A 24,442-nucleotide genomic window follows, 5' to 3' on the forward strand; every position below is an offset into this window, starting at 1 on the left:
CGCGCGAAATAGACGCCCGATTTCCGTGCGCAGCGGCGGGCGGCGTGCGCTAGGACGGGGGCATGCTGTTCCGATTGCCCCCCGACGAGACCCTTTATGCCGCGCTGATCGCGCGGGACGAGGGCTATGACGGTCGCGCCTATGTCGGCGTGACCACCACCGGCATCTTCTGCCGCCTGACCTGTCCCGCCCGCAAGCCGCGCCCCGAGAACTGCCGTTTCTTCGAGACGGCGGGCGATTGCGTCGGGGCGGGGTTCCGGCCCTGCAAGCGCTGCCGGCCGCTGGCGCCGATGGCGGCCTCGGACCCGGTGATCGCCCGGCTGCTCTCCGCGCTGGACGAGGCGCCGGACCACCGCTGGACCGAGGGCGACGTGGCTTCGGCGGGGATCGATCCTTCGACCGCGCGCCGCGTCTTCAAGCGGCAGTTCGGTATGACCTTCCTCGAGATGGCGCGGCAGCGGCGGCTGGGGCAGGGGATGCGGGTGCTGGCCACCGGCGGGCGGGTCATCGACGCGCAGATGGGCGCCGGCTTCGACAGCGCCAGCGCTTTTCGGGATGCCATGGCGCGGCTGCTGGGGCGGGCGCCCGGCAGCTTCGACAAGGGCGCGCTGATGGCGGCGGACTGGATCGACACGCCGCTTGGCCCGATGATCGCGGTGGCGAGCGATCATGCGCTGCACCTGCTGGAGTTCACCGATCGCAAGGCCCTGCCGACCGAGCTGAGGGACCTGGCCGCCAGCGCCGGCGGGCGCATGGCGCTGGGCCGCCGCGCCGCGCATGACAGGATCGCGGCGGAACTGGCGCGCTACTTCGAAGGCGAGGAAGGCGGCTTCGCCACGCCCCTCGCGCCGCTGGGCACGGCCTTCCAGAGGCAGGTCTGGGCCGCCCTGCGGGCGATCCCGGCGGGAGAGACGCGCAGCTATGGCGAGGTGGCCAAGGCGATTCAGCGCCCGGGAGCGAGCCGGGCGGTGGCGCGGGCGAACGGGGCCAACCCCATCGCCCTCGTCGTGCCCTGCCACCGTGTCATTGGCGCGGACGGCAGCCTGACGGGCTATGGCGGCGGCCTCTGGCGCAAGCAGCGGCTGATCGCGCTGGAGCGCGAGGCCGCGGGGCGGGTCTAGCGGCGGCGCCCCTTGCGGCGCACCGCCTTTTCCAGCGCCCCGGCGGCGGCAAGGCCGACGGTGGCGCCGACCATCTCGGCAAAGGTCGGGCGCGGCCCGCGGGGGCGGCGCGGGCCCTCCTGCGCGGTCTCGGTGTCATCGCCCTCTGCCCCCATCGACCGCTTCGGCGCATCGGGGCCAGACAGCCCCTCGGGCGTGGTGTCGGCCTTGATCGCGCCGCGCGCGCCCATCGGCACCGGCGCACCGGTGGTGGTGTCGCGGCGGGTCTGATGCTCCATCTCGGAGTTCAGCTCGGCGCCCGCGAGCACGATGAAGGAGGACAGCCAGAGCCAGGTCAGCAGGATGATGACGCCGCCGAGCGTGCCATAGGTCTCGTTGTAGCTGCCGAAGTTCTGCGCGTAGATCGAGAAGGCGACGGTACCGACCAGCCACAGGATCGTGGCGATGACCGCGCCGGGGGTGATCCAGCGCCACTGCGCATCCTCGCGGCAGGGGCCGAAGCGGTAGATCAGCGACAGGCCCAGCATCGTCAGAACCGTCAGGAGCGGCCATTTCAGCCAGCTTACCAGCGACTCGGTGGCGGCCGGGAGCGGCAGGAAGGTGGTGACGGCCGGAAGCACCAGCATCGCGCCGAAGGCCAGAAGCACGCCGAGGATCATCACGACGGTCAGCACGAAGCCGGTCAGGTAGAGCCGAAAGAAGCCGCGCTGCTCCTGCTCGTCGTAGGCGATGTTCATGCCTTCCATCAGGGTCATCATGCCCTTCATCGCACCGTAGAGCGCCAGCACGAGGCCGAGGATGGCGGCAAAGCCGGTCGCGGTGTCCGACCCGCCGGTGACCTGCACGATCTGGTCCTGGATGATCGAGGCGGCGTTCTGGGGCAGCAGCGCGGCGATGGAATCGATCTGGCTGGCCACCTCCTGCGGGTCGAGGACCCAACCGGCGATGGAGATCACCGCGGTGACGGCCGGGAAGATCGCGAGCAGGCCGAAGAAGGCGACGCCGGCCGAGACGACGGAGACGTGGTCGCGCGTCACCTCATCCTTCACGCGCAGCAGGATGTCCTTCCAGCCCCGCGCCGGGATCTGTGTCGGGCCTTCGGCGCGCGTTCCGCGCCCGGCATCTGTCTGATCTGTCACGTCATGTCCCCGGCCCCGTTTTGCATCGAACGCCCGGGCGGGGGTCCTGTTCCTGCGCCTCAGCCTTCGAGGGCCTGCGGCAGCGCCTCGCCCCGGCTCCAGGCGCGGATGTTCTCGAGCGCCATGAGCCCCATCGCCTCGCGCGTCTCGAGCGCGGCGGTGCCGAGGTGCGGCGTCAGCACCGCGTTCTCCAGCGCCATCAGCGCCTCTGGCACCTCGGGCTCGCGGGCAAAGACGTCGAGGCCGGCGCCGGCGATGGCGCGGCGCTGCAGCGCGTCGATCAGCGCCGCCTCGTCGACGATGTCGCCGCGGGCGATGTTGATCAGGAAGCCCGTGGGGCGCATCGCGGCCAGCTCCTCGGCGCCGATCAGGCCGCGCGTCTCGGGCGTGGCGGGTACGGTGACGACGACGATGTCCGATTCCGCCATCAGCTCGGTCAGGCTGTCGACCTGCAGGGCGGGCAGGGCGGTCCCCTTGAGCGAGCGGTTGTAGAACAGCACCGGCATGCCGAAGCCGTAGTGGCAGCGCTGGGCGACGGCCTGACCGATGCGGCCCATGCCGACGATGCCGACGGTCTTGCCGCTGACATGGGTGCCCAGCATCTGCGTCGGGTTCCAGCCCGGCCATTTGCCGGCGCGCACGATCCGCTCCCCCTCGCCGATGCGGCGGCAGGTGGCGAGGATCAGCGCCATGCCGATATCGGCGGTGGACTCGGTGACCACGTCCGGCGTGTTCGACACCGCGATGCCCTTGGCCCGCGCGGCGGCGACGTCGATGTGGTTGTAGCCCACGCCGAAGTTCGCCAGCACGCGGGTGCGCGGGCTGTCCACCTGCGCCAGCGCCTCGGCGTTGAAGCGGTCGCCCAGCGTGCAGAGCACGGCATCATAGTCCCGCAGCGCCTGCGCGGCCTCTTCCTCGGGCAGGAAATGCGCGGCCTCGCGCAGGGTCACGTCGAAGCTTTCGCGGGCGGCCTCGATGACCTTCTCCGGGAAATGGCGCGTCAGCAGGATGCGGGTCATTGCAGTCGTTCTCCGGGGGCGATGGCGCGGTCGGGGCCGATCAGGGCGATGGCGCCCTGCGCATCGGCAAGGCCCAGGACCAGCACCTCTGACAGGAAGGGGCCGATCTGGCGCGGCGGCAGGTTGACCACGGCCAGGACCGTGCGGCCCGGCAGATCCTCTGGCATGTAGTGATCGGTGATCTGCGCCGAGGACCGGCGCTCGCCGATCTCCGGTCCGAAGTCGATCCAGAGCTTGATCGCGGGCTTGCGCGCCTGGGCAAGGGCCTCGGCCCGCGTGACGCGGCCGGCGCGGATGTCGAGCCTGAGGAAATCCTCGATGCCGATCTGCGGCGCCGGGTCAGCCACGCGACAGCTCCCGGCTGCGCCCTGCGGCGGCGGCGACGGTGCGGCGGACCAGCGGCGGCAGGCCCGCCTCCTCGTCCATCAGCACCTCGAGGCCGGCCTGCGTCGTGCCATTGGGCGAGGTCACGTTGCGGCGCAGCTGGTCCGGTGCCTCCTGCGCCTGGGCGGCAAGGGCGCCGGCCCCGGCGACGGTCTGCGTCGCGAGCTGCATCGCCATCTCGGGCGGCAGCCCCTCGGCCTCGCCGGCGGCGGCGAGGCATTCGATCATGTGAAAGACATAGGCGGGACCGGAGCCGGAGACGCCGGTGACGGCATCCATCTGCGCCTCGTCCTGCAGCCGCAGGGCGGGGCCGGTCACGCGCATCAGCGCCTCGGTCCGGTCCAGATGCGCCTCGCCGGCGGCGGCATTGCCGATCATCGCGCTGATGCCCTGGCCGATGGCAGCGGGGGTGTTCGGCATCACCCGCACGATGGGGGTATCGGCGCCGAAGGCCTCTTCTAGGGTGGCAAGGCTGGTGCCCGCGGCGATCGAGATCACCAGCGTCCCGCCGCCGCCAAGGCGCGTGACCTGCGGCAGCGCCTCGCCCATCAGCTGCGGCTTCACGGCAAGGATCAGCACGGCGGGCGCCTCGGGCAGCGGCGCGTTCAGCCTTATGCCCTGAGCAGAGAGCCAGTCGGAGGGGCGGGGGTCGACCACGGTCACGGCCTCGGGCGGCAGACCGCCGGAGAGCCAGCCCGAGAGCAGCGCGCCGCCCATCTTGCCGCAGCCAAGCAGCACCACGCCGCGTGTCGCCAGATCGTCCATAGCCCGCCTCCGTCGCTAATCTGCGCGAGGCTAGGGCGGCGGGCGGGAGGGTGCAAGGCGGCGCTTGCGCGCCTCGCGATCAGCGCTTGCGCAGGCGGATGACGACGTCGACCTTGGCGATCTCCGCGCCCGCGGGGGGCTGCGGCAGGCGCATGATCTGCAGTTCCTCGGCCGGGGCGTCCGACAAGCGCGCCTCGCCTTCCCAGAAGAAATGCGGATGGTCGGTCATGTTGGTGTCGAAGTAGCTCTTGGAGCCGTCGACCGTGATCTCGCGCAGCAGGCCGGCGTCGCAAAAGGCGCGCAGCGTGTTGTAGACCGTCGCGAGAGAGACCTTCTCGTCGGCACCGCGCGCCGCCTCGAACAGGCTTTCGGCGGTGACGTGGCGATCCTGCCCGTCGCCGACGAGCAGCGCGGCCAGCGTCACGCGCTGGCGCGTCGGGCGCACGCCCGCATCGCGCAGCCACTGCGTGCCCCGGTCGCTGGGATCTGCGGTCTGGCTGGCCATGGGACTGGCTGGCGTTTCGATGCTCATGCCATCCATATAAGGCCCCAATGGGTTGAATTTCAATGGCTGCCTACAGGCGATCGGACCGCGCCCGCAGCGGGCGCCGGGCTTGCCCTGCCGCGGGAGCGGATGATAGGAGCCACCATCGCAGAACAATCGTCAATGCAGGGGCAATCCGCGCGATGGCAGAGTATCCGACAAGTTTTGACAAAGACGCGTTGCTGAAATGCGCCCGCGGAGAGCTCTTCGGCCCCGGCAACGCGCAGCTTCCCGAGCCGCCGATGCTGATGATGGACCGGATTACCGACATCAGCGGCGACGGCGGCGAGAACGGCAAGGGCCATGTGCTGGCCGAGCTCGACATCAATCCGGACCTCTGGTTCTTCCCCTGCCACTTCCCAGGCAACCCGGTGATGCCGGGCTGCCTGATGCTGGACGGGCTGTGGCAGCTGACCGGCTTCAACCTCGGCTGGCGCGGCTGGCAGGGGCAGGGCTTTGCCCTTGGCTGCGGCGAGGTGAAGCTGACCGGGATGATCCGGCCCGACCGCAAGCTGGTGACCTACCACATCGACTTCACCCGCGTGATCGACCGCCGGCTGAAGATGGGCGTCGCCAATGGCCGGGTCGAGGCTGACGGCGAAACTGTCTGCGAAGTCAAGGACATGAAGGTCGGCCTCGCCACCGCCGAGAGCTGAGGCCACCCGTAACACCATCAGGACAGGGGGACGCCATGCGCCGCGTCGTCGTCACCGGGCTGGGAGTCGTCTCGCCCATCGGAAACAATGCCGCAGAGGTGGATGCCGCCCTGCGCGCCGGCCGCTCGGGCATCGAGCGGTCCGAGGAAATGGCCGAGCACGGCTTTCGCAGCCAAGTCGCCGGCACGCTGAAGATCGACCCCGCCGAGCACATCGAGAAGCGCACCATGCGCTTCATGGGGCCGGGCGCCGCCTATGCCTATCTCGCGATGAAGGAGGCGATCGCCGACGCCGGCCTCGACGAGGCCGCGATCAGCGATCCGCGCACCGGTCTGATCGCCGGCTCGGGCGGGCCCTCGACCTCGAACCTCTTCGCCGCGCATCAGACCGTGCTGAAGACCGGCAGCCCGAAGCGGATCGGCCCGCTCATGGTGCCGCGGGGCATGTCCTCGACCGTCAGCGCGAACCTCGCCACGGCCTTCAAGATCAAGGGGATCAACTACTCGATCACCTCGGCCTGCTCGACCTCGCTGCATTGCATCGGCTCTGCCTCTGAGCAGATCATGATGGGCAAGCAGGACGTGATGTTCGCCGGCGGCGGCGAGGAGCTGGACTGGACGCTGTCCTGCCTCTTCGACGCGATGGGCGCGATGAGCAGCAAGTACAACGACACGCCGCAGACGGCCTCGCGCGCCTTCGACGCGGGCCGCGACGGCTTCGTCATCGCGGGCGGCGGCGGCATGGTCGTGCTCGAGGAGCTGGAGCATGCCAAGGCGCGCGGCGCCAACATCATCGCCGAGGTGACGGGCTTTGCCGCGACCTCGGACGGGCATGACATGGTCGCGCCGAGCGGCGAGGGCGGCGAGCGGGCGATGCAGCTGGCGCTGCAGACGCTGCCCGAGGGCCGGCAGGTCGGCTACATCAACGCGCATGGCACCTCGACCCCGGTCGGCGATGTCGGCGAGGTCGAGGCCGTGCGCCGCGTCTTCGGCGAGGGGCAGACCCCGCCGATCAGCTCGACCAAGTCGATGACGGGCCATGCCCAGGGCGCCGCCGGCGCGCTGGAGGCCGTCTTCAGCCTGCTGATGCTGAAGGGCGACTACATCGCCCCCTCGATCAACGTCGAGACGCTGGCCGAGGGCCTGCACGAAGGCGAGATCGCCACCAGCCTCGTCGAGAAAGCCGGCCTCGACACGGTGATGACCAACAGCTTCGGCTTCGGAGGGACGAACGGCTCCATGCTGCTCTCCCGCTACCAGGGGTAGGATGCGGCGATGACGATTTCTCTCGAGGGCAAACGTGGCCTGGTGATGGGGGTCGCCAACGACCATTCCATCGCATGGGGCATCGCCAAGGCCATGCACGAGGCCGGTGCCGAGCTGGCCTTCACCTATCAGGGCGCGCAGTTCGGCAAGCGGGTGCAGCCGCTGGTGGCGCAGCTGGGCAGTGACTTCCTGCTGGATGTGGACGTTACCAACGACGAGAGCCTTGACGCCGCCTTCGCCGAGATCGAGCGGCGCTGGGGCAAGCTGGACTTCGTCGTCCATGCCATCGCCTATTCCAACAAGGACGAGCTGACGGGCCGGTTCATCAACACCAGCCGCGACAACTTCCGCCATTCGCTGACGATCTCCTGCTACAGCCTGATAGACGTGGCGCGGCGGGCGATGCCGCTGATGACCGACGGCGGCACCATCCTGACGCTGACCTACCAGGGGTCGAACCGCGTCACGCCCTTCTACAACGTCATGGGCGTGGCCAAGGCGGCGCTGGAATCGACGGTGCGTTACCTCGCCAACGACCTTGGGCCGCAGGGCATCCGCGTGAACGCGATCAGCCCCGGCCCGATGAAGACGCTGGCCGGCGCGGCCATCGGCGGCGCCCGCCGCACCTTCAAGCACACGGCCGACAATGCGCCGCTGCGGGCGAACGCCACGCTGCCGGCGATCGGCGGGACGGCGGTCTACCTCGCCTCGGACGCGGGCGCCTGCACCACGGGTGAAGTCCTGAAGGTGGACGGCGGCTACCATGTCCTCGGGATGCCGCAGGCCGAGAACCTCTGATCCGGCCGCGCGGGCCTGCGGCCCGCACGGGCCCTGCATGCAAAAAAGGCGCGGCCGAGGCCGCGCCTTTTTCGTGTCTTGCGGTCGGGGCAGGCGCGGGGCGCCTGCCCGGCGCGATCAGCCGGCTTCGGCGACCTCGACAACCTCGACCTTGAAGGTCAGGTCCTTGCCCGCGAGGGGGTGGTTGGCGTCGAGCACGACCTCTTCGTCGGTCACTTCGACGACGGTCACCGGGATGACCTGGCCCTGCGGCGTCTGCATCTGCAGGCGGGTGCCGGCCTCGAGCGGGATGTTGTCGGGCACCTGGCCGCGCGGCACGGACTGGCGCGCGGAGGGATCGACATCGCCGTAGGCCTGATCCTTGGGGATATCCACGGTCTTGCTCTCGCCGACTTCCATGCCGGAGACGGCGGCGTCGAGGCCGGGGATGATCTGGCCTGAGCCGACCTGGAATTCCAGAGGCTCGCGGCCTTCGCTGGAATCGAAGGTCTCGCCTTCGGTGGTGCCGGTGTAGTGGATGCGCACGGTGTCGCCCTGCTTGACTTGCGTCATGAGATGCTCCTCTCGTGTGTGTGTCAGTCTTGGTGAATTTAAAAAGACCGCTGACTGCGGCCCTTCTCGTTGCTTCGAGACACAATGTAGGGGCTTGGATCCGAATTGCAAACGGGTCGCAGGCAAATCGGTGCCTCCGCGCCTTTCGGTCACCCCGCCCGCATGCCACTCTCGCGGCCGAGACCCGCCGCGCAGGAGAGACCGCATGACCGCCCAGACCGCCCCCGATATCGCGATGATCCGCGCCGCGCAGGCCCGCATCGGTGGCCGGCTGCGCCGCACGCCGCTGCTCTGGTCGCCGGGCCTCGATGCGATCGCGGGGCGCCGCGTGCTGGTGAAGGCGGAATCGCTGCAGTTGACGGGCAGCTTCAAGGCGCGCGGCGGCTGGTCCGCGATCTCGGCTCTGACGCCCGAGGCGCGGGCGGCGGGGGTTCTGGCCTTCTCCTCGGGGAACCACGCGCAGGGGGTGGCCTATGCCGCGCGGGAGCATGGCATCCCGGCGGTGATCCTGATGCCGCGCGACGCACCCGAGGCGAAGGTCGAGAACACCCGCGCGCTGGGCGCCGAGGTGGTTCTCTTCGACCGCGCGACGGACGACCGCGATGCGCTGGGAGCGGCGCTGGCGCAGGAGCGCGGGCTGACGCTGGTCCGGCCCTTCGACGATCCGCAGGTGATCGCGGGGCAGGGGACCGCCGGCCTCGAGATCGCGGAGCAGGCCGCCGAGGCGGGGGTGCGCGAAGCCGATGTGCTGGTCTGCTGCGGTGGCGGCGGGCTGACCAGCGGCGTGGCCCTCGCGCTCGAGGCGGAGGCGCCGGGGATGCGGGTGCACCCGGTCGAGCCGGAGGGCTTCGACGATGCCGCCCGCTCGCTCGCCTCGGGGCGGATCGAGCGCAACGCGCGGCTCACGGGGTCGATCTGCGATGCGATCATCACGCCCGAGCCCGGGCAGGTGACCTTCCCGATCCTCAAGCGGCTGTGCCATCCGGGGCTGGTGGTCAGCGACACCGAAGCCATGGCCGCCATGGCCGCGGCCTTTCGCCACCTGCGCCTCGTGCTCGAGCCGGGCGGCGCCGTCGCACTGGCCGCCGCGCTGTTCCGGCCCGAGGCGGTGACGGGCGAGGCGGTGATCTGCCTCGCCTCCGGCGGCAATGTCGACGCCCGCCGCTTCGCCGAGGCGATCACGCGGGGCTGAGGGGGCGCAGGATGCGCGCCGGTGGGCGGGTCGCGGGCAGGCAGGATCGGCGCCGGGGGGCGGCGCGGGCCCGGGGCGGGGGAGCCTCCGGCGGGGATATTTTCAAAGAGAAGAAAGACGGCGCGGGGGCCGAGCGCTCAGGGCCCCAGGGCGGGATCGCGGGCGGCGAGGATCGGGGCGGTGAGCGCCGAGAGCGCGTGTTTCTGCCGGCCAGCGGCGTCGAAGTTTCCGGGCGCGAGCCAGGCGTCGTGGGCCGCGCGCAGGGCCGGCCAGTCGCCGTCCACGGCGGCGAACCAGGCGGTGTCGCGGTTGTGGCCCTTCAGGACCATGGCCTGGCGGAAGGTGCCCTCGTAGCTGAAGCCGAGGCGCTGCGCGGCCCGGCGCGAAGGCAGGTTCAGCGCGTTGCATTTCCACTCGTAGCGGCGGTAGCCGGCCTCGAAAGCCCAGCGCATCATCAGGGCCATGGCCTCGGTCGTGGCGGGGCTGCGCTGGATCGCGGGGGAGAAGACCAGCCCGCCGACCTCGATGCTGCCAGCTTCGGGCGCGATGTGCAGCCAGGCGGCGAGGCCCTGCGCCCGTCCCGTCGCCGGATCGCAGAGGGCGTAGAAGACCGGGTCGGCGGCGCCCGCGGCCTCCTCGGCCCAGGCGCGGAAGGCCGCGGCATCTTCAGGCGGCAGGATCGGCAGGTAATCGAAGAGGTCCGGCCGGCCCGCGAAACCCTCGTGCAGGGCCACAGCGTGCCGAGCGGGATCCAGCGGCTCGAGCCGCACGAAGCGCCCGGTCAGGACTGTCCCCGCCGGCCCGGGTAAGGGGCGCGGCGGCGGGGTCCAGTTCGGGACCGGCGTGCCGAGCGAGCGCGCCTCCACGATCAGAAATCGCGCTCGTAGAAGAGGCCGAGGCTGGTGTCCCCCTCGGAGCTGACGCTGCCGGTGGCGCGGACGGTATCGGTGAGGTCGAGGTTGATGTTCACATCCGTCTCCTCGGAGCCCACGGTGACGTCGGTATAGACGTTGTCCGAGATGTAGCGCCCGGCGCGCACCGCGGCATTGCCCTCGTCATCTGTGGTGATGTCGAGATCGTCGAGTCCCAAGCCCTGGCGCAGGTCGTTCAGCGCGCCGCCGCCGCGCCCGGTGAGGGTGCCCACCGCCGCGGCAAGCTGGACCGCCTGGAAGGGCGTGATCGAGGAGAGGTCGCGGCCGAAGATCAGCTGCGCCAGCACCTCGTCCTCGGGGAGGTCGGGGGAGGAGCCGAAGGTGACGACCGGCTCGGAGATCGGGCCCTCGATGGTGATCGTCACCACCGTGCCCGTCGCCGCCTCGGTCTGGGCGACGAGGCGGATGTAGGGCGTGAAGTCGCCCTGCAGGTAGGCACCGCCCTCAGACAGGTCGAAGCGCTGCTGCAGGATGTCGAGGCGGCCACGGATCAGCTCGAATTCGCCGGCGGGGATCACGTTGTTCGTGGTGCCGGTGATGGTGAGCTGACCACCAAGTTCCGCATCGAGGCCGCGGCCCCGGATGTAGATCTCCTGCGGGGCACGGATGCGGATGTCGAGGCCGAAGCCGCCGCCCCCCGAGGATGCACCGCCGGAGCCTGCGCCGCCCTCGCTGCCGATCTCGGTGCCGGCGACGGTCAGGCCCGCCCGCTCCAGCGTCCGGCGCACGGCGGGGCCGGCGCCGACATGGCGCACCTCGGGCAGGGCACCGAGCGCGCCGACGGAGGAGGAGGGGACCTGCACCTCGGTCGTGCCGATGTCGATGGTGCCGGCGATCAGCGCGCCGCCGGTGAGCGGGCCGGTGATCGTGATGCGCCCGTCCGCCGAGGTCTCGTAGAGCTGCGGGTCGCGCACCACCACGTCCTCGGCGCTGATGGTGATATCGCCGGGGAAGGGGGCCGAGAGGCCGATGGTTCCGTCCACGTCGAGGCTGCCGCCCTCGCTGAAGCCGCCCGCGATGGCGAGGTTGGCCTGCCCGCCCGAAAGGCGCACCGTGCCGCCGATCCCGGTGATCGAGGTGCCGAGGTCGGGGTCGGTGATGCTGGCCGAGTTCAGCGTGATCGTGCCCGAGACCGCGTCGAGGCCGGGCGCGCCGTTCACGGCCAGATCGAAGCTGGCGGTGCCGTCCAGCAGCCTCGGTTCGATGAAGGGATTGGCGAGGCCGAGGGGGGCGGAGCCGGTGACGTCCAGGTCCAGATCGCCCGAGGGCGCGATGGTGCCGCTGGCCGTGGCATTGGTCCCGCCGGGGCCGGTGGCATCGGCATCGAGGCTGATCGTGCCCGAGGCGTCGCGGCTAAAGCTGCCCTGCGCGCGGGCCGCGCCGGGAAGCTGCGGCACGAAGAGGCCGATATCGGCGAGCCGGACGTCGAAGGTCCCCTCGGCCGCACCGCCGCCGAGGCTGGTCAGGTCGGCATCGGCCGCGATGTTGGGGAACCGCACGGCGAGATCGTCGGCAAGGAAGGGCCCGCCGTCCTCGCGCAGGATGCGCCCGGTGACCGTGCCGGTGCCGGCCAGAAGCTGCGCGACGGCGGGAATGCCGACATCGAGGCCGGAGGCGCTGGCATCGATGGCCATGTCGAGTTGCGACAGATCCGCCGCGACACTGCCCGAAACATCGGCACTGACGGAGCCGGCGAGCGGCCGACCCGCCAGCTGCGAGAAGGGCACGAGGTTGTCGGCGCGGGCGCTGGCATCGGTGGTGATGACCAGCCCATTGCCACTGTCGGCGATGTTGCCGCTGGCCGAAAGGACCGTGCCCGGCGCCGTGCCGTCGAGATCGAAGGTATAGCTGCCGTCCGTGCCGGAGCCGAGCGTGCCGGTCACCGTCGCAGGCCCGCTGAGGCCGGGCGTGAAAAGGCCGATCTCGGCCAGCCGCGCATCGATCTGCGCCGTGCCCTGGCCATCCTCGATATCCGCGCTGCCGCTGGCGGTCAGTTGCGGCGAGGTCAGCGAGAAGCGGGGCACCCGGATCGTCTCGGGGCCGCTGCGGCTGGCCTCGGCCGAAAGCTGCGCTTCGCCCGCCAGAAGCTGGTCGAGCTGGGCGATGCCGGTGGTCACGTCCTGCGCCGCGGCATCGAGCGAGAGGTCGAACTGCGACAGGTCGGTGCGGGCCGAGCCTTCGGCGTCGAGGCTGGCGGAGCCTGTCAGTGGACGGCCGATCAGGTCGCCGATGGGGGCCAGATCGCCGACATCGGCCGTCAGGTCGAAGGTCGCGTCGTCGCCGGTCAGCGCGGCGGTGCCGCTGGCGCTGAGAGCGCTGGAGGTGAGGTCGAGATTTTCGAGGCGCGTCGTCTCGCCCTCGCGCACCGCGCGGGCGGTCAGCGTGACGGGGCCGAGAAGCTGGGCGTCGGCCTCGCTGATGCCGGTCGTCACGTCCTGCCCCTCGGCATTCAGCGTGACGTCGAAGGCCGTCAGGTCGAGCGCGGCGCGCCCCTCGGCGCTGGCCGTGAGGCTGCCGCCGAGCGCGCGGCCGATGGCATCGCCCAGCGGCGCGAGGTCGGGGGTGTCGAGGTCGATGTCGAAGGTGGCCACGGGGCCAGAGTCGCCCTGGGCCAGTTCGGCATTGCCGCTGGCGGTGAGGGCGCCGGTCGAAAGCTCGAGGTCGCGAACTTCGCCCGTCGCCTCGCCGGTACGGGTGGCCTGCGCGGTCAGGCGCAGCGGGCCCGCGAGCAGCGGGTCGACCTGCGCGATGCCGGTCTGCACGTCGTTGCCGCTGGCGTAGAGCGTGACGTCGAAGAGGCTGGCGTCGGTCTGCGCCGTGCCTTCGGCGTCGATGTTGATCGAGCCCGAGAGGTCCTGTCCCACGGCTGCCGAGAGAACCGACAGATCGCCGGAGGCCGCTGTCAGATCGAAGTTGGCGCTCTCTCCTTCGAGGGAAGCGTCGCCCGACGCGGTCAGGTCCGGCGTGCGCAGATCCAGCCCCTCGACCGCGAAGCTGCGGGGGCCGGAGCGGGTCGCGCGGCCCGAGAGGCTGACGGTGCCCGCGAGAAGCGGATCAGCCTGGGGCAGGCCGGTGACGATGTCCTGCCCGGCCACATCGACGGTCAGATCGGCGGTGGAGGCGTCGATGGCGAGGGTGCCCTCGATCCGCCCGCCGGCGCTGCCGGAAAGGTCGCGGCCTGCGGCGGCCGAGAGGGGCGCGAGGTCGTCTGCGTCGAAGCTGAGATCCAGCGTGGCGATACCCTCTTCGTCCACGACGGCAGAGCCGCTGGCCCGGAGCGTTTCGGTCGCGAGGCGCAGATCCTCGACGCGGCCCGCCATGGGACCGGAGCGGACGGCATGGCCGCTGGCCGTCACGCTGCCCTGAAGCAGCGGATCGGCGGCTTCGATGCCGGTGGTGATCCCGGTGCCGGTGGCGTCGAAGGTGATATCCGCCGAGGAGAGGTCCAGCACCAGCGTGCCATCGGCGTCCAGCGCCACCTCGCCCGCGATCGGGCGATCCAGCGCCGCGCCGACGGGGGAGAGGTCGGGCGAATTGGCGATCAGGTCGAAGGACAGCACCTGCCCGGCCAGCGCGGCGCGCCCCTCTGCCGAAAGGGCAGGGGCCTCGAGATCCAGCGCCTCGACGCGGAAGCTTTCCGGCCCCTCGCGCAGAACCTCGCCCGAGAGGGTGACCGTCCCCGCCAGCAGCGGATCAGCCTGCGGCACCGACAGGACGAGGTCCTGCGTGCGCGCGTCCAGCGTCACGTCGAAGAGGCGCGCGTCCTGATAGGTGGTGCCCTGCGCGGTGAGGCGGGCGGCGCCCGCAAGCTCGCGCTCGGCGAGGTCCGAGAAGGGGGCGATATCCGAGAGGTCGGCACTGAGGTCGAAAGTGATCTGCCCCGGCTCGCCCTCCTCGTCCGGCGCCTCCTGCCGGGCGGTGACGCTGGCGGTGCCGTTGGGCAGTTCGGCGTCGATATCAGCCACGATCACGCCCGCGGCGTCGCGATTGGCGGTGCCGGTCAGCGTGGCGGGGCCGGTCAGACCATTCAGCGCGTAGGAGACATCGGCGACCGAGATGTCGAAGGTCGCGTCGCTGACGCCGGAGGTCAGGTCGAGGCCCGCCGTGGCGGTGATCTGCGGCGTCTCGATGTCCAGCTGCGGCAGGCGGGTGCCGGTCTCGTCCCGGACCGCGCGCAGCGCGACGGTGCCGGTGCCTTCGAGGTAGGGATCGACCTCCCCGATGCCGACGGCCAGATCCTGCGTCTGCCCGTCGATGCTGACGTCGAAGATTCCGTCCAGCGGCCGGACGGTCGACTCGATGGTCACATCCGCCGCGCCGGCAAGGTCGAGGCCGGTGAGCGTGGCGAAGCGCTCAAGCGCCTGGGCCGAAAGGTCGATACTGGTCTCGGCCTCGAAGCCATTGCCGGGGCCGTCGATGCTGCCGGTGCCCGACAGCTCGAGCCCGGGGCCGTTCAGCGTGAGGGCGCCGATCTCGAAGGGGCCCTCGCCCTGGCGCGCGACCTCGATATCGCCGGTGATCTCGGCGCCAAGGGCATCGGCCAGCGCGGCATCGTCGAAGCGGATGCCCCGCGCGACGTAGGACAGGTCGGCACTGAAGGCCGAGGGGTCCGTGTCGCTGCCGCGGTCGATGACGCCGCCGCCCGAGAGTTCCAGCTGCGGGATGGTCAGGCCGGGCTGCGCGAAGTCCTGCGCCGTCAGATCGAGCGTCCACTGATCGCCCCGGCTGGCATCGAAGTCGAGCGAGAGGTCGGCGCCGGTCAGCGTGGCGCCGCCGGCGAAGGGCAGGGTGACGGGGTCGCTCCCGCCGGTGCCGATCTCGCCGGTCAGGGCGAAGGCCTCGGGCCAGCCGTCGGCGCCGATCTGTGCCGAGCCTTCGAGCTGGATCGCCTGCGCCATCAGGCTGAGATCGGTGAGGTCGAAGCCGCCGCCCGCGGGCTGCGTGCCGGCAACCTGAAGCGAGACCTCGCGGCCGAAGAAACCGGCGTAGTCCGGCGCCAGCAGCGGCGTCAGATCGCCCGAAAGATCGGCGCTGAAGCTGCGGGTGACGGCCGCCTCCTCGCCCTCGGCCTCGAGGGCGAAGGTGCCCGACAGCCGCTCTTCGCCGTCGGTGGCGAGGGCGAGCGTGGCGTCGAAGGCATCGAGCGGGCCCTCGCCCTGAAGCTGCAGAGAGACGGAGGGCCGGCCCGGCAGGTCCAGCACGCGGGCGACGATGCCGTCCTCGGCCTCGGAGAGGTCGAGGTTCAGCGACAGATCCCGCGTCTCGTTGGAATAGCTGCCGGCGATCTCGAAATGCCCCTCCTGCCCGTCGAGGCGGTCGGCGGCGACAGTGACCGTGCCCTCGCCGCCCGCCAGCTGGGCGGAGCCGGTGACGGAAAGCGCGATCTCCTCGTCGAGGAAGGGCTCGCCCAGCACGAGGCGGGCGATGTCCAGCTCGTCCAGCCGGATCGACAGCGGCAGTTCCGGCAGCGAGAAGGGCGTCGCCTCGGGGGAGGGGGCATTGGCCTGTTCCTCGCCCTGCGGCGGGCGCGACAGCTCGATCAGCCCGGCCGAAAGCTCCGTCACCTCGAGGCGGCGGCGCAGCAGGGCTGAACGGTTCCAGTCGAGGACGAGGTCCTCGGCCCGCAGCCAGACGCCCTCGGCATCGGCGATGGTCAGCACGTCGATCGTCGCGCGGCTGGAGAGCGCGCCCTGAAAGCCCGAGATCTGCACCTGCCGGCCGGCCGTGGACAGGTTGTCCTCGATCAGCCCCTGCAGGAAACCGCGATCCTCCTCCTCGCTTTGCGCCACGGCGGCGAGCGGGAGAAGGCAGAACAGCAGCGCGAGGAGATGTCTCAAAATGACTGACCTATACCGATGTAGACCGCGACTTTTCCGTACTTGTCGTCGCCGGTGACAGGAGTTCCGATGTCGAGCCGGATTGGCCCGATGGGGGTGCCGTAGCGCAGCCCGAGGCCGGCGCCGGCCTGATATTCGCCGTCCGAGGTGGGGTAGCTTTCCGCATCGACGTAGCCGGCGTCGTAGAAACCGACGAGGCCGATGCTGTCCGTCACGCCGACCCGCGCCTCGAGCTGGGCGCCGACGAAGCTGCGCCCGCCCGAGCGGATCTCGACCGGGCCCTCGCCGAAATCTGCGGTATAGGTGACGCCGAGCGACTGGTAGTCCTGCCCGCGCACCGTGCCGCCGCCGCCGGAATAGAAAAGGTAATCCGCCGGCGCATCCTCGATATCCGCGCCGAGGACGGAGCCCAGCTGACCGCGCGCCGCGAAGGTCAGCCTCTCGCCGAAGCTGAGGTAGTAGCGGCTGTCGGCATAGAGGCGGGCGCCGCTGTCGATGCCGGTGACCCCGTAGAAGGGCGTGATCGCGAGCTGCGCGTAAAGACCGCTGTCGGGGTCGAGCGCATTGTCGCGCCCCTCGTAGGTCGCCGTCAGGGGCAGCGTCAGCAGCGTGTAGTCGCGCGTCCGCTCCTCGCGCTCTTCGCGGGCGATCAGCGCGGCGACGCCGCCTTCCAGCGTCAGGTGATCGCCGGCATAGCGGGTGAAGCTCGCGCCCACCTCGAACTGGTCGAGGAGGTAATCCTCCTCGTCCTCGCGGCTGACCTCGGTCGAGAAGGTCAGGTCGGTATCGCGCCGCGGGGTCGCGGGCCGGGTCAGCGTGGCACCGAGGCTGTAGTCCACGCCGCCGGTATCGCCGCCAAGCTGCCCCTCGATGCCCGAGACGGCAGCATCGACGCGCAGCCGCTCGGCCCCGCCCAAGAGGTTGCGGTGGATGAAGTAGGTCGAGAGGGCCAGCCCCTCGGTCGAGGAGATCTCGGCCCCGGCACCGATCCGGCGCGGCAGTTCCTCGGTGACCTGAAGCGTGAAGGGCAGCGTGTCGCCGGGCCCGATCTCCTCGCTTTCGACGAGCGCGACAGAGCGGAAGGCCCCGGTGCGGCGCAGGCGCGTCAGCGCATCCGCGACCTCGTCCGGGTCGTAGATCTGGCCCTGCGGCAGGCCGGCGATGGCGCGGATGCGCCCCTCGCGCACGTCCTCGTTGCCCTCGACCGTCAGGGCGCCGAAGGTCAGCTGCGGGCCGGTGGCGATGCTGGCGCTGACGTCGAGCTGGCGGGCGGGATGGTCGGCCGTGATCTGCTGTCCCGAAACCTCGGCTTTGGCAAAACCGATGTCCTGCCAGGCAGAGACGGCGGCACTGGCGGCGGCGCGGGCCTCGTCGCCGCGGGCGATCCGGCCGCTGGCGAAGCTTTCGGGAAGCTCGGTGCCGGGGGCGAGCGGCGTGATCTGCGTCTGGCCGAAGGTGAAGCGCGGCCCCGGATCGACGGCCAGCACGATGCTACCAATGCTGTCCGGCGCGTCGAAGGGGGCCAGCTGCGCCGCCTCGCGCCCGTCGACGAGGATCGAGATGGTGCCCGAGTAGTAGCCTTCGGCATAAAGCGCGGTCAGCAGGCGGCGATAGTCGGCGCGGGCGGCGGCGACGTAGTCCTGCGTGGTCGGGGCCTCTTCGTCGGCGAGCGACAGGACGAGGCTGGCATTCTCCAGCGCCTGGCCGAGATCGCCCTCGGCCTCGTCGTCAAGCGTCCCGGCAGCCAGCGTCAGCCGGGTCTCCTGCGCCGAGGCCGGCAAGACCAGCACCGCGGCCGAGAGCATCAGCGCGCCGAGGCGCGTGGCCCGCAAGCTGCCGGTGCGGAGCGGCAGGGCGGTGGATCGAAAGACGGCGCGGAGGATCGGGGCAGGACGCAACGGGAAACCTTTCACTTGCCTCTGAACCGGCTTGCGGCCGGGGCGACGTGGAATTGCTAGCCGATTGATGCGCAGCGGCAAACGCATCATCTCGTGAACGATGCCAATTTGACAAAACCAGTGCAGGAAGAACGCAGCCTAGCCGCGCCAGCCGTTCTCGAAGGGGTCGCTGTCGTAGCGCACCTCCATGAAGCACAGGCCCTGCGGCGGGCTGACCGGCCCGCAGGCGGCGCGGTCGCGGGCCTCGAGCGCCGCGGTGACGTCATCGGGGCTCCAGGCGCCGCTGCCGACCCGTTCGAGCGTGCCAACGAGGCTGCGGACCTGGTTGTGCAGGAAGCTGCGGGCCCGGGCATGGACGCGGATCTCCTGCCCCTCGGGCGTCTCGAGCGGCTCGATCCGCAGCAGGTCCAGCGATTTCACCGGGCTTTTCGCCTGGCACATGGTCGAGCGGAAGGTGGTGAAGTCGTGCAGCCCGACCAGCCTGTCCGCCCCGGCCTGCATCGCCGCCGCGTCGAGCGGGCCGGGCACGCGCCAGACCAGCCCCGCCGAGAGGACGGGCGGCGCCCGGCGGGCGAGGATGCGGAACATGTAGCGCCGCTCGCGCGCCGAGAAGCGGGCATGCCAATCCTCGGGCACCTCGGCGCAGGCGGTCACCGCGACGGGCGCGGGCTTGAGGTGAAAGTTCAGCGCCTCGGCGAGGCGGAAGGGATCCCAGCGCTTGCGCATCTCGGCCTGGGCGACCTGTCCCAGCGCATGCACGCCGGCATCGGTGCGCCCGGCGGCGGCGACGGCATGCGGGCCGGGGTCGAGGCGCGCCAGCGCGGCCTCGAGCGCGCCCTGCACGGTGGCGGGGCCGTCCTGGCGCTGCCAGCCCGAGAAGGGGGCGCCGTGGTATTCGATGCGAAGGGCGTAGCGGGGCATGGCCCGCCCCTAGCGCCGGGCGGCGGTCATGGCAACGCGGGGCCGCGCCGGGGTGCCGCCCGCTGCGTCACGTTGGCGCGCGGGGCGGCGCCTTCGGTTGACCCGGTTGCGGGCCGGGTCTATTGAACCCGCCAAAGGCTCGCCATCCGCGAAAGGACAGCCCCTTGGAACTTCTCCTCAGGGAATATCTGCCGATCATCGTCTTCCTCGGCCTTGCCGCGGCGATCGGCCTGATCCTCATCCTCGCCGCCGTCGTGCTGGCCGTGCGCAATCCCGACCCCGAGAAGGTCAGCGCCTACGAATGCGGCTTCAACGCCTTCGACGATGCGCGGATGAAGTTCGACGTCCGGTTTTACCTCGTGTCGATCCTGTTCATCATCTTCGACCTCGAAGTGGCGTTCCTCTTTCCCTGGGCGGTGGCCTTCGGCGGGCTGAGCGAAGTGGCGTTCTGGTCGATGATGGCGTTCCTCGGCGTGCTGACCATCGGCTTTGCCTACGAATGGAAGAAGGGGGCCCTGGAATGGGAGTGAAGGAGACCACGACCGTCGATCAGGGCAACCGCCTGACCGCCAATGCGGGTCAGGGCAACGTCGGCTCCGGCCGTTACGATGCCGGCCCCGATCCGGAAGTCGCGACCAAGGCGCTGAACCAGCACCTGACGGACAAGGGCTTTCTTCTGACCTCGACCGAGCAGGTGATCAACTGGGCCCGTACCGGCAGCCTGCACTGGATGACCTTCGGTCTGGCCTGCTGCGCGATCGAGCAGCTTCAGGTCTCCATGCCGCGCTACGACGTGGAGCGTTTCGGCATGGCGCCGCGCGCCAGCCCGCGCCAGTCCGACCTGATGATCGTCGCCGGCACGCTGACCAACAAGATGGCCCCGGCGCTGCGCAAGGTCTACGACCAGATGCCCGAGCCGCGCTATGTCATCTCGATGGGCAGCTGCGCCAATGGCGGCGGCTACTATCACTACAGCTATTCCGTGGTGCGCGGCTGCGACCGCATCGTGCCGGTGGATATCTACATCCCCGGCTGCCCGCCGACCGCCGAGGCGCTGCTTTACGGCATGCTTCAGCTGCAGCGGAAGATCCGCCGCACCGGCACCATCAAGAGGTAGGTCATGGCCGAAGAGACGAAGACGCCGTCCCAGCTTCCGGTCGAGCAGCCTCTCGAGGCGCTGAACGATCTGGGCAGCCACATCGAGATGAAGCGCAGCGGCGCGATCGACGGCTGGTCCATCGCCTATGGCGAGCTGACCGTCGCCTCCCCGCTGTCCGAGCTGATCTCGCTGGCGGAGATGCTGAAGACCGACCCGACCTGCCGCTTCACCTCGCTGATCGACATCACCGCCGTCGACCACCCGGGCCGCGAGAAGCGTTTTGACGTGGTCTACCATTTCCTGTCGATGTGGCAGAACCAGCGCATCCGCGTGAAGGTCGCCGTGGGCGAGCAGGAGATGGTCCCGACGCTGACCGAGGTCTTCCCCGCCGCCGGCTGGTACGAGCGCGAGGTCTTCGACATGTTCGGGCTGCTGTTCTCGGGCCACCCGGACCTGCGCCGGATCCTCACCGACTACGGCTTTCGCGGCCATCCGCTGCGCAAGGACTTTCCGACCACCGGCTACACCGAGGTCCGCTACGACGAGGTCGAGAAGCGCGTGGTCTACGAGCCGGTCAAGCTGGTGCAGGAATACCGCCAGTTCGATTTCATGTCCCCCTGGGAGGGCGCGGAATACGTGCTGCCCGGAGACGACAAGGCCACCAAGGCCGGTTGAGACGCGCGGCGGGCCCCAAGGCGGGCCGGCCACCCCCTGAAGGAGGGCTGAGGAATGGACGGACAGGACGTCACACGCTTCGACGATTCGCGGTTCAACGACGTCGAGACCGGCGAGCAGCAGATCCGCAACTTCAACATCAACTTCGGCCCGCAGCACCCGGCGGCGCACGGGGTGCTGCGCCTCGTGCTCGAGCTTGACGGCGAGATCGTGGAACGCTGCGATCCGCATATCGGCCTGCTGCACCGCGGCACCGAGAAGCTGATGGAAAGCCGCACCTACCTGCAGAACCTGCCCTATCTCGACCGTCTGGATTACTGCGCGCCGATGAACCAGGAGCACGCCTGGTGCCTGGCCATCGAGAAGCTGTGCAACATCGAGGTGCCGCGCCGCGCCAGCCTGATCCGCGTGCTGTTCTGCGAGGTCGGGCGCATCCTGAACCACCTGCTGAACGTCACCACGCAGGCGATGGACGTCGGCGCGCTGACGCCGCCGCTCTGGGGCTTTACCGCCCGCGAGGAGCTGATGGTCTTCTGCGAGCGCGCCACCGGCGCCCGCCTGCACGCGGCCTACTTCCGGCCCGGCGGCGTCCATCAGGACCTGCCGCCCGACCTGATCGACGACATCGAGGCCTGGTGCCGGACCTTCCCGCAGCTGATCGACGACCTTGACGGCCTGCTGAGCGAGAGCCGCATCTTCAAGCAGCGCAACGTCGACATCGCCGTCGTCAGCCAGGAAGAGGCACAGGCCTGGGGCTTTTCCGGCGTCATGGTCCGCGGCTCGGGCCTCGCCTGGGACCTGCGCCGCGCGCAGCCCTACGAGTGCTACGACGAGTTCGACTTCCAGGTGCCGGTCGGCACCAACGGCGACTGCTTCGACCGCTACCTCTGCCGCATGGCCGAGATGCGCGAATCGACGAAGATCATCCTTCAGGCCTGCGAGAAGCTGCGCCAGCCCGAGGGGCAGGGCGACGTGCTGGCCCGCGGCAAGGTCACGCCTCCGGGCCGGGGCGAGATGAAGACCTCGATGGAGGCGCTGATCCATCACTTCAAGCTCTATACCGAGGGCTTCCACGTCCCCGCGGGCGAGGTCTATGCCGCCGTCGAGGCGCCCAAGGGCGAGTTCGGCGTCTACATGGTCGCCGACGGCACCAACAAACCCTACCGGGCCAAGCTGCGGGCGCCGGGATACGCGCACTTGCAGGCCATGGACCACGTCGCCAAGGGCCACCAGCTGGCCGATGTGGCGGCCATTGTCGGCACGCTCGACATCGTCTTCGGAGAGGTCGATCGGTGATCACGGGCGGCGCGGCGGGGCAGGGTGGTGCATCGCACCGGGCGGGGGCGCTGGCGCCCGCGCGCCTGCTCGCCTGCCTCGCCCTCGCCGCGCTTCCCGGGCTGGCTGCCGCGCAGGCGGATGTGCCGGTCTTCGATTCCGCCGCGCCCTATATCGTCACCGCCGTGACGACCGATGGCGGGCTGATCGTCGACAGCCAGGGCCAGCAGTACCTTTGCGGCATGGCGGCGCTGCCGCAGGCGATGACGGTGGCCGATTGCCGGCCCTTCCTCTCGCCGGCGGCCGCGACGGGCGCTGCACCAGCGGCCCTGCCCGAGAGCGGCGAGGCCGCGCCGGCAGAGCCGCCGCAGCCCGATCCCTTCGCCGAAAGCGCCCCCGACCAGGCCGCGACCGAGGCCTTCGAGGCGCTCTCGGACGAGGAAGTCGTGGTGCTGCTGCGCGGCGCGATCGAGCGGATGGGTTGCAGCTTCGACTATTCCGACGACGCGGCCCTGCAGCAAAGCATCATGGCCGAGGTGCTGGCCGTCATGGACCAGCCGCAGGCTCGCCCGGAAGGCGCGCTGGCCGCGGCGATGGTGCGCCGGCTCGATACCGCCTTCGAGACGCTGACAGGCAGCTTCGACATAGATATGGACACGACGACCGCGACCCTTCAGGGCTGCGGCACATGACCGGAGAGAACAGGATGACGGCTGCTATCGTGAAGACGCAACGGACCGGCGGCATGCTGCGCGGTGCCTCCCTGGTGGCCGCGCTGGCGCTGGTCAGCGGCTGCAGCGGCATGATGATGCCTCCCGCCGCGCCGGAGGCGGTGACGCCGCAGCCGCGCCCGGTGCCGCAGGCCCCCGCCGACCGGCTGCTCACCTCGATCGAGGCGAACGGCTGCGTGCTGACCTCGGACAACCTCGCGCCGGTGCTGCTGCGCGCGAACCTGACGCAGCAGGAGCTGCGCGAGGTGACGCCGCAGCTGATCTCTGCCGGTCGCGCCGAGATCGCCGGCCAGGGCCAGATCCGCGTGCTGACCGATACCTGCATCTGAGGCGGGGGCCCGAAGGCGGGCCCTCCTCCCGGACCACTGATGACGACGACGACCACAGGAGAGCGTGATGCTGCGTAGGCTGCACCTCGAGCAACCCGAAAGCTTCGCCTTCACCCCCGCCAACGAGGCCTGGGCGAAGACGCAGATCGCCAAGTACCCCGAGGGGCGCCAGGCCAGCGCGATCATCCCCCTGCTCTGGCGTGCCCAGGAGCAGGAGGGTTGGCTGACCCGTCCGGCGATCGAGGCCGTGGCCCGGATGCTGGACATGGCCTATATCCGTGCGCTCGAGGTCGCGACCTTCTACTTCATGTTCCAGCTGCAGCCCGTCGGCTCGGTCGCGCATGTTCAGATCTGCGGCACGCTGTCGTGCATGATCTGCGGCGCCGAGGACCTGATGGAGGTCTGCAAGACAAAGATCGCCGCGCAGCCGCATGCGCTCTCCGAGGATGGCCGCTTCTCCTGGGAAGAGGTCGAATGCCTTGGCGCCTGCGCCAATGCGCCGATGGCCCAGATCGGCAAGGACTACTACGAGGACCTGACCGCCGAGAGCCTGTCGGACCTGATCGACCGCCTCGGCGCCGGCGAGGTGCCGCTGCCCGGCCCGCAGAACGGCCGCTATGCCGCCGAGCCCGCCGCAGGGCTGACCAGCCTCACCGAGGGCGCCGAGGACCGCGACGCGCATAATGCCAGCGTCGCGCTGGCCGTGTCGATCGGCGACACGATCAAGCGCATCGACGGCACCGAGGTCGCGCTGAACGCCCCCTGGATGGCCGCCGAGAACCCCGGCAAGCGCCAGGCCGAGACGGCGCAGGCCCAGCCCCCGCAGGAGGACACACAGCCCAAGCCGGGCGCCGGCGCCCCCGTGGACGAGGGCGGCAGCACCGTCGAAGAGGCCGAGGCGACCAGCGCCGCCAAGCCCGTCTCTGCCGATGATCCCGCCGAGGCGCCCGAGAACGCCCACGAAGGCCACCCCGAGCCCGCGGGTGGCAAGGACGTCGCGCCCGAGCCGCAGGTCCCGAACGATCAGGCCCCGGCCGAGACCGCGGGCGGCGCCGGTGCCACGGCGCCCGGCGGACGCCACAGCGCCCCGGCCGGCGCCGATGCCGGTCAGGACGACCTCAAGCGGCTGACGGGCCTTGGCCCGCGCGCCGAGGAGCGGCTGCACGAGCTGGGCGTGACCCGTTTCGCGCAGATCGCCGCCTGGGACGATGCCGAGATCGACCGCATGGACGAGCAGCTGTCGACGCGCGGACGCATCCGCCGCGACGACTGGGTCGGCCAGGCCAAGACCCTGGCCTCGGAGTAACGCG

General features: G+C 70.6%; 22 protein-coding genes. 12 read left to right on the top strand and 10 right to left on the bottom strand.

Annotated elements, in window-relative coordinates:
- Nucleotides 1–62: 62 nt before the first annotated feature.
- Nucleotides 63–1,121, top strand: coding sequence for a bifunctional transcriptional activator/DNA repair enzyme AdaA (locus DFP88_RS11685; RefSeq protein WP_110814688.1), 1,059 nt, complete (start codon nucleotides 63–65; stop codon nucleotides 1,119–1,121).
- On the opposite strand, the gene DFP88_RS11690 is transcribed toward DFP88_RS11685, so the two are convergent.
- From DFP88_RS11690 to irrA, 5 genes are all read right to left on the bottom strand, one after another.
- On the bottom strand, nucleotides 1,118–2,260 hold the full coding sequence (locus DFP88_RS11690; protein WP_110814690.1) for a YihY/virulence factor BrkB family protein: 1,143 nt from the start codon (nucleotides 2,258–2,260) through the stop codon (nucleotides 1,118–1,120). The two genes, DFP88_RS11685 and DFP88_RS11690, sit on opposite strands and share 4 nt — an antisense overlap.
- 59 nt (nucleotides 2,261–2,319) lie before the next feature.
- Complete coding sequence (locus DFP88_RS11695; RefSeq protein ID WP_110814692.1) at nucleotides 2,320–3,279, bottom strand: 2-hydroxyacid dehydrogenase; 960 nt, start codon at nucleotides 3,277–3,279, stop codon at nucleotides 2,320–2,322.
- On the bottom strand, nucleotides 3,276–3,626 hold the full coding sequence (locus DFP88_RS11700; RefSeq protein ID WP_110814694.1) for a tRNA-binding protein: 351 nt from the start codon (nucleotides 3,624–3,626) through the stop codon (nucleotides 3,276–3,278). The genes DFP88_RS11695 and DFP88_RS11700 overlap by 4 nt, the downstream gene beginning before the upstream one ends.
- Nucleotides 3,619–4,428: a pyrroline-5-carboxylate reductase gene (proC, locus tag DFP88_RS11705; protein WP_110814695.1), complete on the bottom strand. Its 810-nt coding sequence runs from the start codon at nucleotides 4,426–4,428 to the stop codon at nucleotides 3,619–3,621. The genes DFP88_RS11700 and proC overlap by 8 nt, the downstream gene beginning before the upstream one ends.
- A gap of 79 nt (nucleotides 4,429–4,507) precedes the next feature.
- Nucleotides 4,508–4,933 carry an iron response transcriptional regulator IrrA gene (gene irrA, locus DFP88_RS11710; protein ID WP_110814697.1) on the bottom strand — a complete coding sequence of 142 codons (426 nt, stop codon included), beginning with the start codon at nucleotides 4,931–4,933 and terminating at the stop codon, nucleotides 4,508–4,510.
- A 182-nt stretch (nucleotides 4,934–5,115) separates the two neighbouring features.
- On the opposite strand from irrA, the gene fabA reads away from it, so the two are divergent.
- From fabA to DFP88_RS11725, 3 genes are read left to right on the top strand one after another with little or no spacing between them, the layout of a single operon-like run.
- Nucleotides 5,116–5,628 (top strand): bifunctional 3-hydroxydecanoyl-ACP dehydratase/trans-2-decenoyl-ACP isomerase, encoded by a 513-nt coding sequence (gene fabA, locus DFP88_RS11715; RefSeq protein WP_110814699.1) that lies wholly within the window; start codon nucleotides 5,116–5,118, stop codon nucleotides 5,626–5,628.
- A 35-nt stretch (nucleotides 5,629–5,663) separates the two neighbouring features.
- On the top strand, nucleotides 5,664–6,893 hold the full coding sequence (locus DFP88_RS11720) for a beta-ketoacyl synthase N-terminal-like domain-containing protein (protein ID WP_110814701.1): 1,230 nt from the start codon (nucleotides 5,664–5,666) through the stop codon (nucleotides 6,891–6,893).
- 9 nt (nucleotides 6,894–6,902) lie between these two features.
- Entirely contained in the window at nucleotides 6,903–7,691 is a 789-nt protein-coding gene (locus DFP88_RS11725; RefSeq protein WP_110814703.1) for an enoyl-ACP reductase FabI, read from the top strand.
- 117 nt (nucleotides 7,692–7,808) lie between these two features.
- On the opposite strand, the gene DFP88_RS11730 is transcribed toward DFP88_RS11725, so the two are convergent.
- Nucleotides 7,809–8,243 (bottom strand): FKBP-type peptidyl-prolyl cis-trans isomerase, encoded by a 435-nt coding sequence (locus DFP88_RS11730; RefSeq protein ID WP_110814705.1) that lies wholly within the window; start codon nucleotides 8,241–8,243, stop codon nucleotides 7,809–7,811.
- Between the two features lie 205 nt (nucleotides 8,244–8,448).
- On the opposite strand from DFP88_RS11730, the gene DFP88_RS11735 reads away from it, so the two are divergent.
- Nucleotides 8,449–9,435 (top strand): threonine ammonia-lyase, encoded by a 987-nt coding sequence (locus tag DFP88_RS11735; RefSeq protein WP_110814707.1) that lies wholly within the window; start codon nucleotides 8,449–8,451, stop codon nucleotides 9,433–9,435.
- Nucleotides 9,436–9,572: 137 nt separating this feature from the next.
- On the opposite strand, the gene DFP88_RS11740 is transcribed toward DFP88_RS11735, so the two are convergent.
- From DFP88_RS11740 to truA, 4 genes are all read right to left on the bottom strand, one after another.
- Nucleotides 9,573–10,304 carry a GNAT family N-acetyltransferase gene (locus DFP88_RS11740; protein ID WP_110814709.1) on the bottom strand — a complete coding sequence of 244 codons (732 nt, stop codon included), beginning with the start codon at nucleotides 10,302–10,304 and terminating at the stop codon, nucleotides 9,573–9,575.
- Nucleotides 10,304–16,204, bottom strand: coding sequence for a translocation/assembly module TamB domain-containing protein (locus DFP88_RS11745; protein ID WP_110814711.1), 5,901 nt, complete (start codon nucleotides 16,202–16,204; stop codon nucleotides 10,304–10,306). Before DFP88_RS11745 ends, DFP88_RS11740 begins: the two co-directional genes overlap by 1 nt.
- Nucleotides 16,201–18,102: an autotransporter assembly complex protein TamA gene (locus DFP88_RS11750; protein WP_245904789.1), complete on the bottom strand. Its 1,902-nt coding sequence runs from the start codon at nucleotides 18,100–18,102 to the stop codon at nucleotides 16,201–16,203. The genes DFP88_RS11745 and DFP88_RS11750 overlap by 4 nt, the downstream gene beginning before the upstream one ends.
- A gap of 138 nt (nucleotides 18,103–18,240) precedes the next feature.
- Nucleotides 18,241–19,023, bottom strand: a complete 783-nt coding sequence (gene truA, locus DFP88_RS11755) for a tRNA pseudouridine(38-40) synthase TruA (RefSeq protein WP_110814713.1) — start codon at nucleotides 19,021–19,023, stop codon at nucleotides 18,241–18,243.
- Nucleotides 19,024–19,187: 164 nt separating this feature from the next.
- Here truA and DFP88_RS11760 point away from each other — a divergent pair, with 164 nt between their 5' ends.
- The 7 genes from DFP88_RS11760 to DFP88_RS11790 all read left to right on the top strand — a co-directional run bounded on the left by DFP88_RS11760 (nucleotide 19,188) and on the right by DFP88_RS11790 (nucleotide 24,438).
- The gene (locus tag DFP88_RS11760) at nucleotides 19,188–19,553 is read left to right on the top strand and encodes an NADH-quinone oxidoreductase subunit A (RefSeq protein ID WP_110814715.1); all 366 of its coding nucleotides are present in this window, start codon (nucleotides 19,188–19,190) and stop codon (nucleotides 19,551–19,553) included.
- Nucleotides 19,544–20,140 carry a NuoB/complex I 20 kDa subunit family protein gene (locus DFP88_RS11765; protein ID WP_110814717.1) on the top strand — a complete coding sequence of 199 codons (597 nt, stop codon included), beginning with the start codon at nucleotides 19,544–19,546 and terminating at the stop codon, nucleotides 20,138–20,140. Before DFP88_RS11760 ends, DFP88_RS11765 begins: the two co-directional genes overlap by 10 nt.
- A 3-nt stretch (nucleotides 20,141–20,143) precedes the next feature.
- Nucleotides 20,144–20,797 carry an NADH-quinone oxidoreductase subunit C gene (locus tag DFP88_RS11770; RefSeq protein WP_110814719.1) on the top strand — a complete coding sequence of 218 codons (654 nt, stop codon included), beginning with the start codon at nucleotides 20,144–20,146 and terminating at the stop codon, nucleotides 20,795–20,797.
- Between the two features lie 54 nt (nucleotides 20,798–20,851).
- A complete protein-coding gene (locus tag DFP88_RS11775) occupies nucleotides 20,852–22,093 on the top strand; it encodes an NADH-quinone oxidoreductase subunit D (RefSeq protein WP_110814721.1) in 1,242 nt (413 codons plus the stop codon).
- Nucleotides 22,090–22,764 carry a hypothetical protein gene (locus tag DFP88_RS11780; RefSeq protein ID WP_110814723.1) on the top strand — a complete coding sequence of 225 codons (675 nt, stop codon included), beginning with the start codon at nucleotides 22,090–22,092 and terminating at the stop codon, nucleotides 22,762–22,764. The genes DFP88_RS11775 and DFP88_RS11780 overlap by 4 nt, the downstream gene beginning before the upstream one ends.
- 14 nt (nucleotides 22,765–22,778) lie before the next feature.
- Entirely contained in the window at nucleotides 22,779–23,132 is a 354-nt protein-coding gene (locus tag DFP88_RS11785; RefSeq protein ID WP_146227482.1) for a hypothetical protein, read from the top strand.
- A gap of 67 nt (nucleotides 23,133–23,199) precedes the next feature.
- Entirely contained in the window at nucleotides 23,200–24,438 is a 1,239-nt protein-coding gene (locus DFP88_RS11790) for an NADH-quinone oxidoreductase subunit E (RefSeq protein ID WP_110814726.1), read from the top strand.
- Nucleotides 24,439–24,442 lie beyond the last annotated feature (4 nt).

Source organism: Pseudoroseicyclus aestuarii (assembly GCF_003217255.1).
Classification (GTDB): Bacteria; Pseudomonadota; Alphaproteobacteria; order Rhodobacterales; family Rhodobacteraceae; genus Pseudoroseicyclus; species Pseudoroseicyclus aestuarii.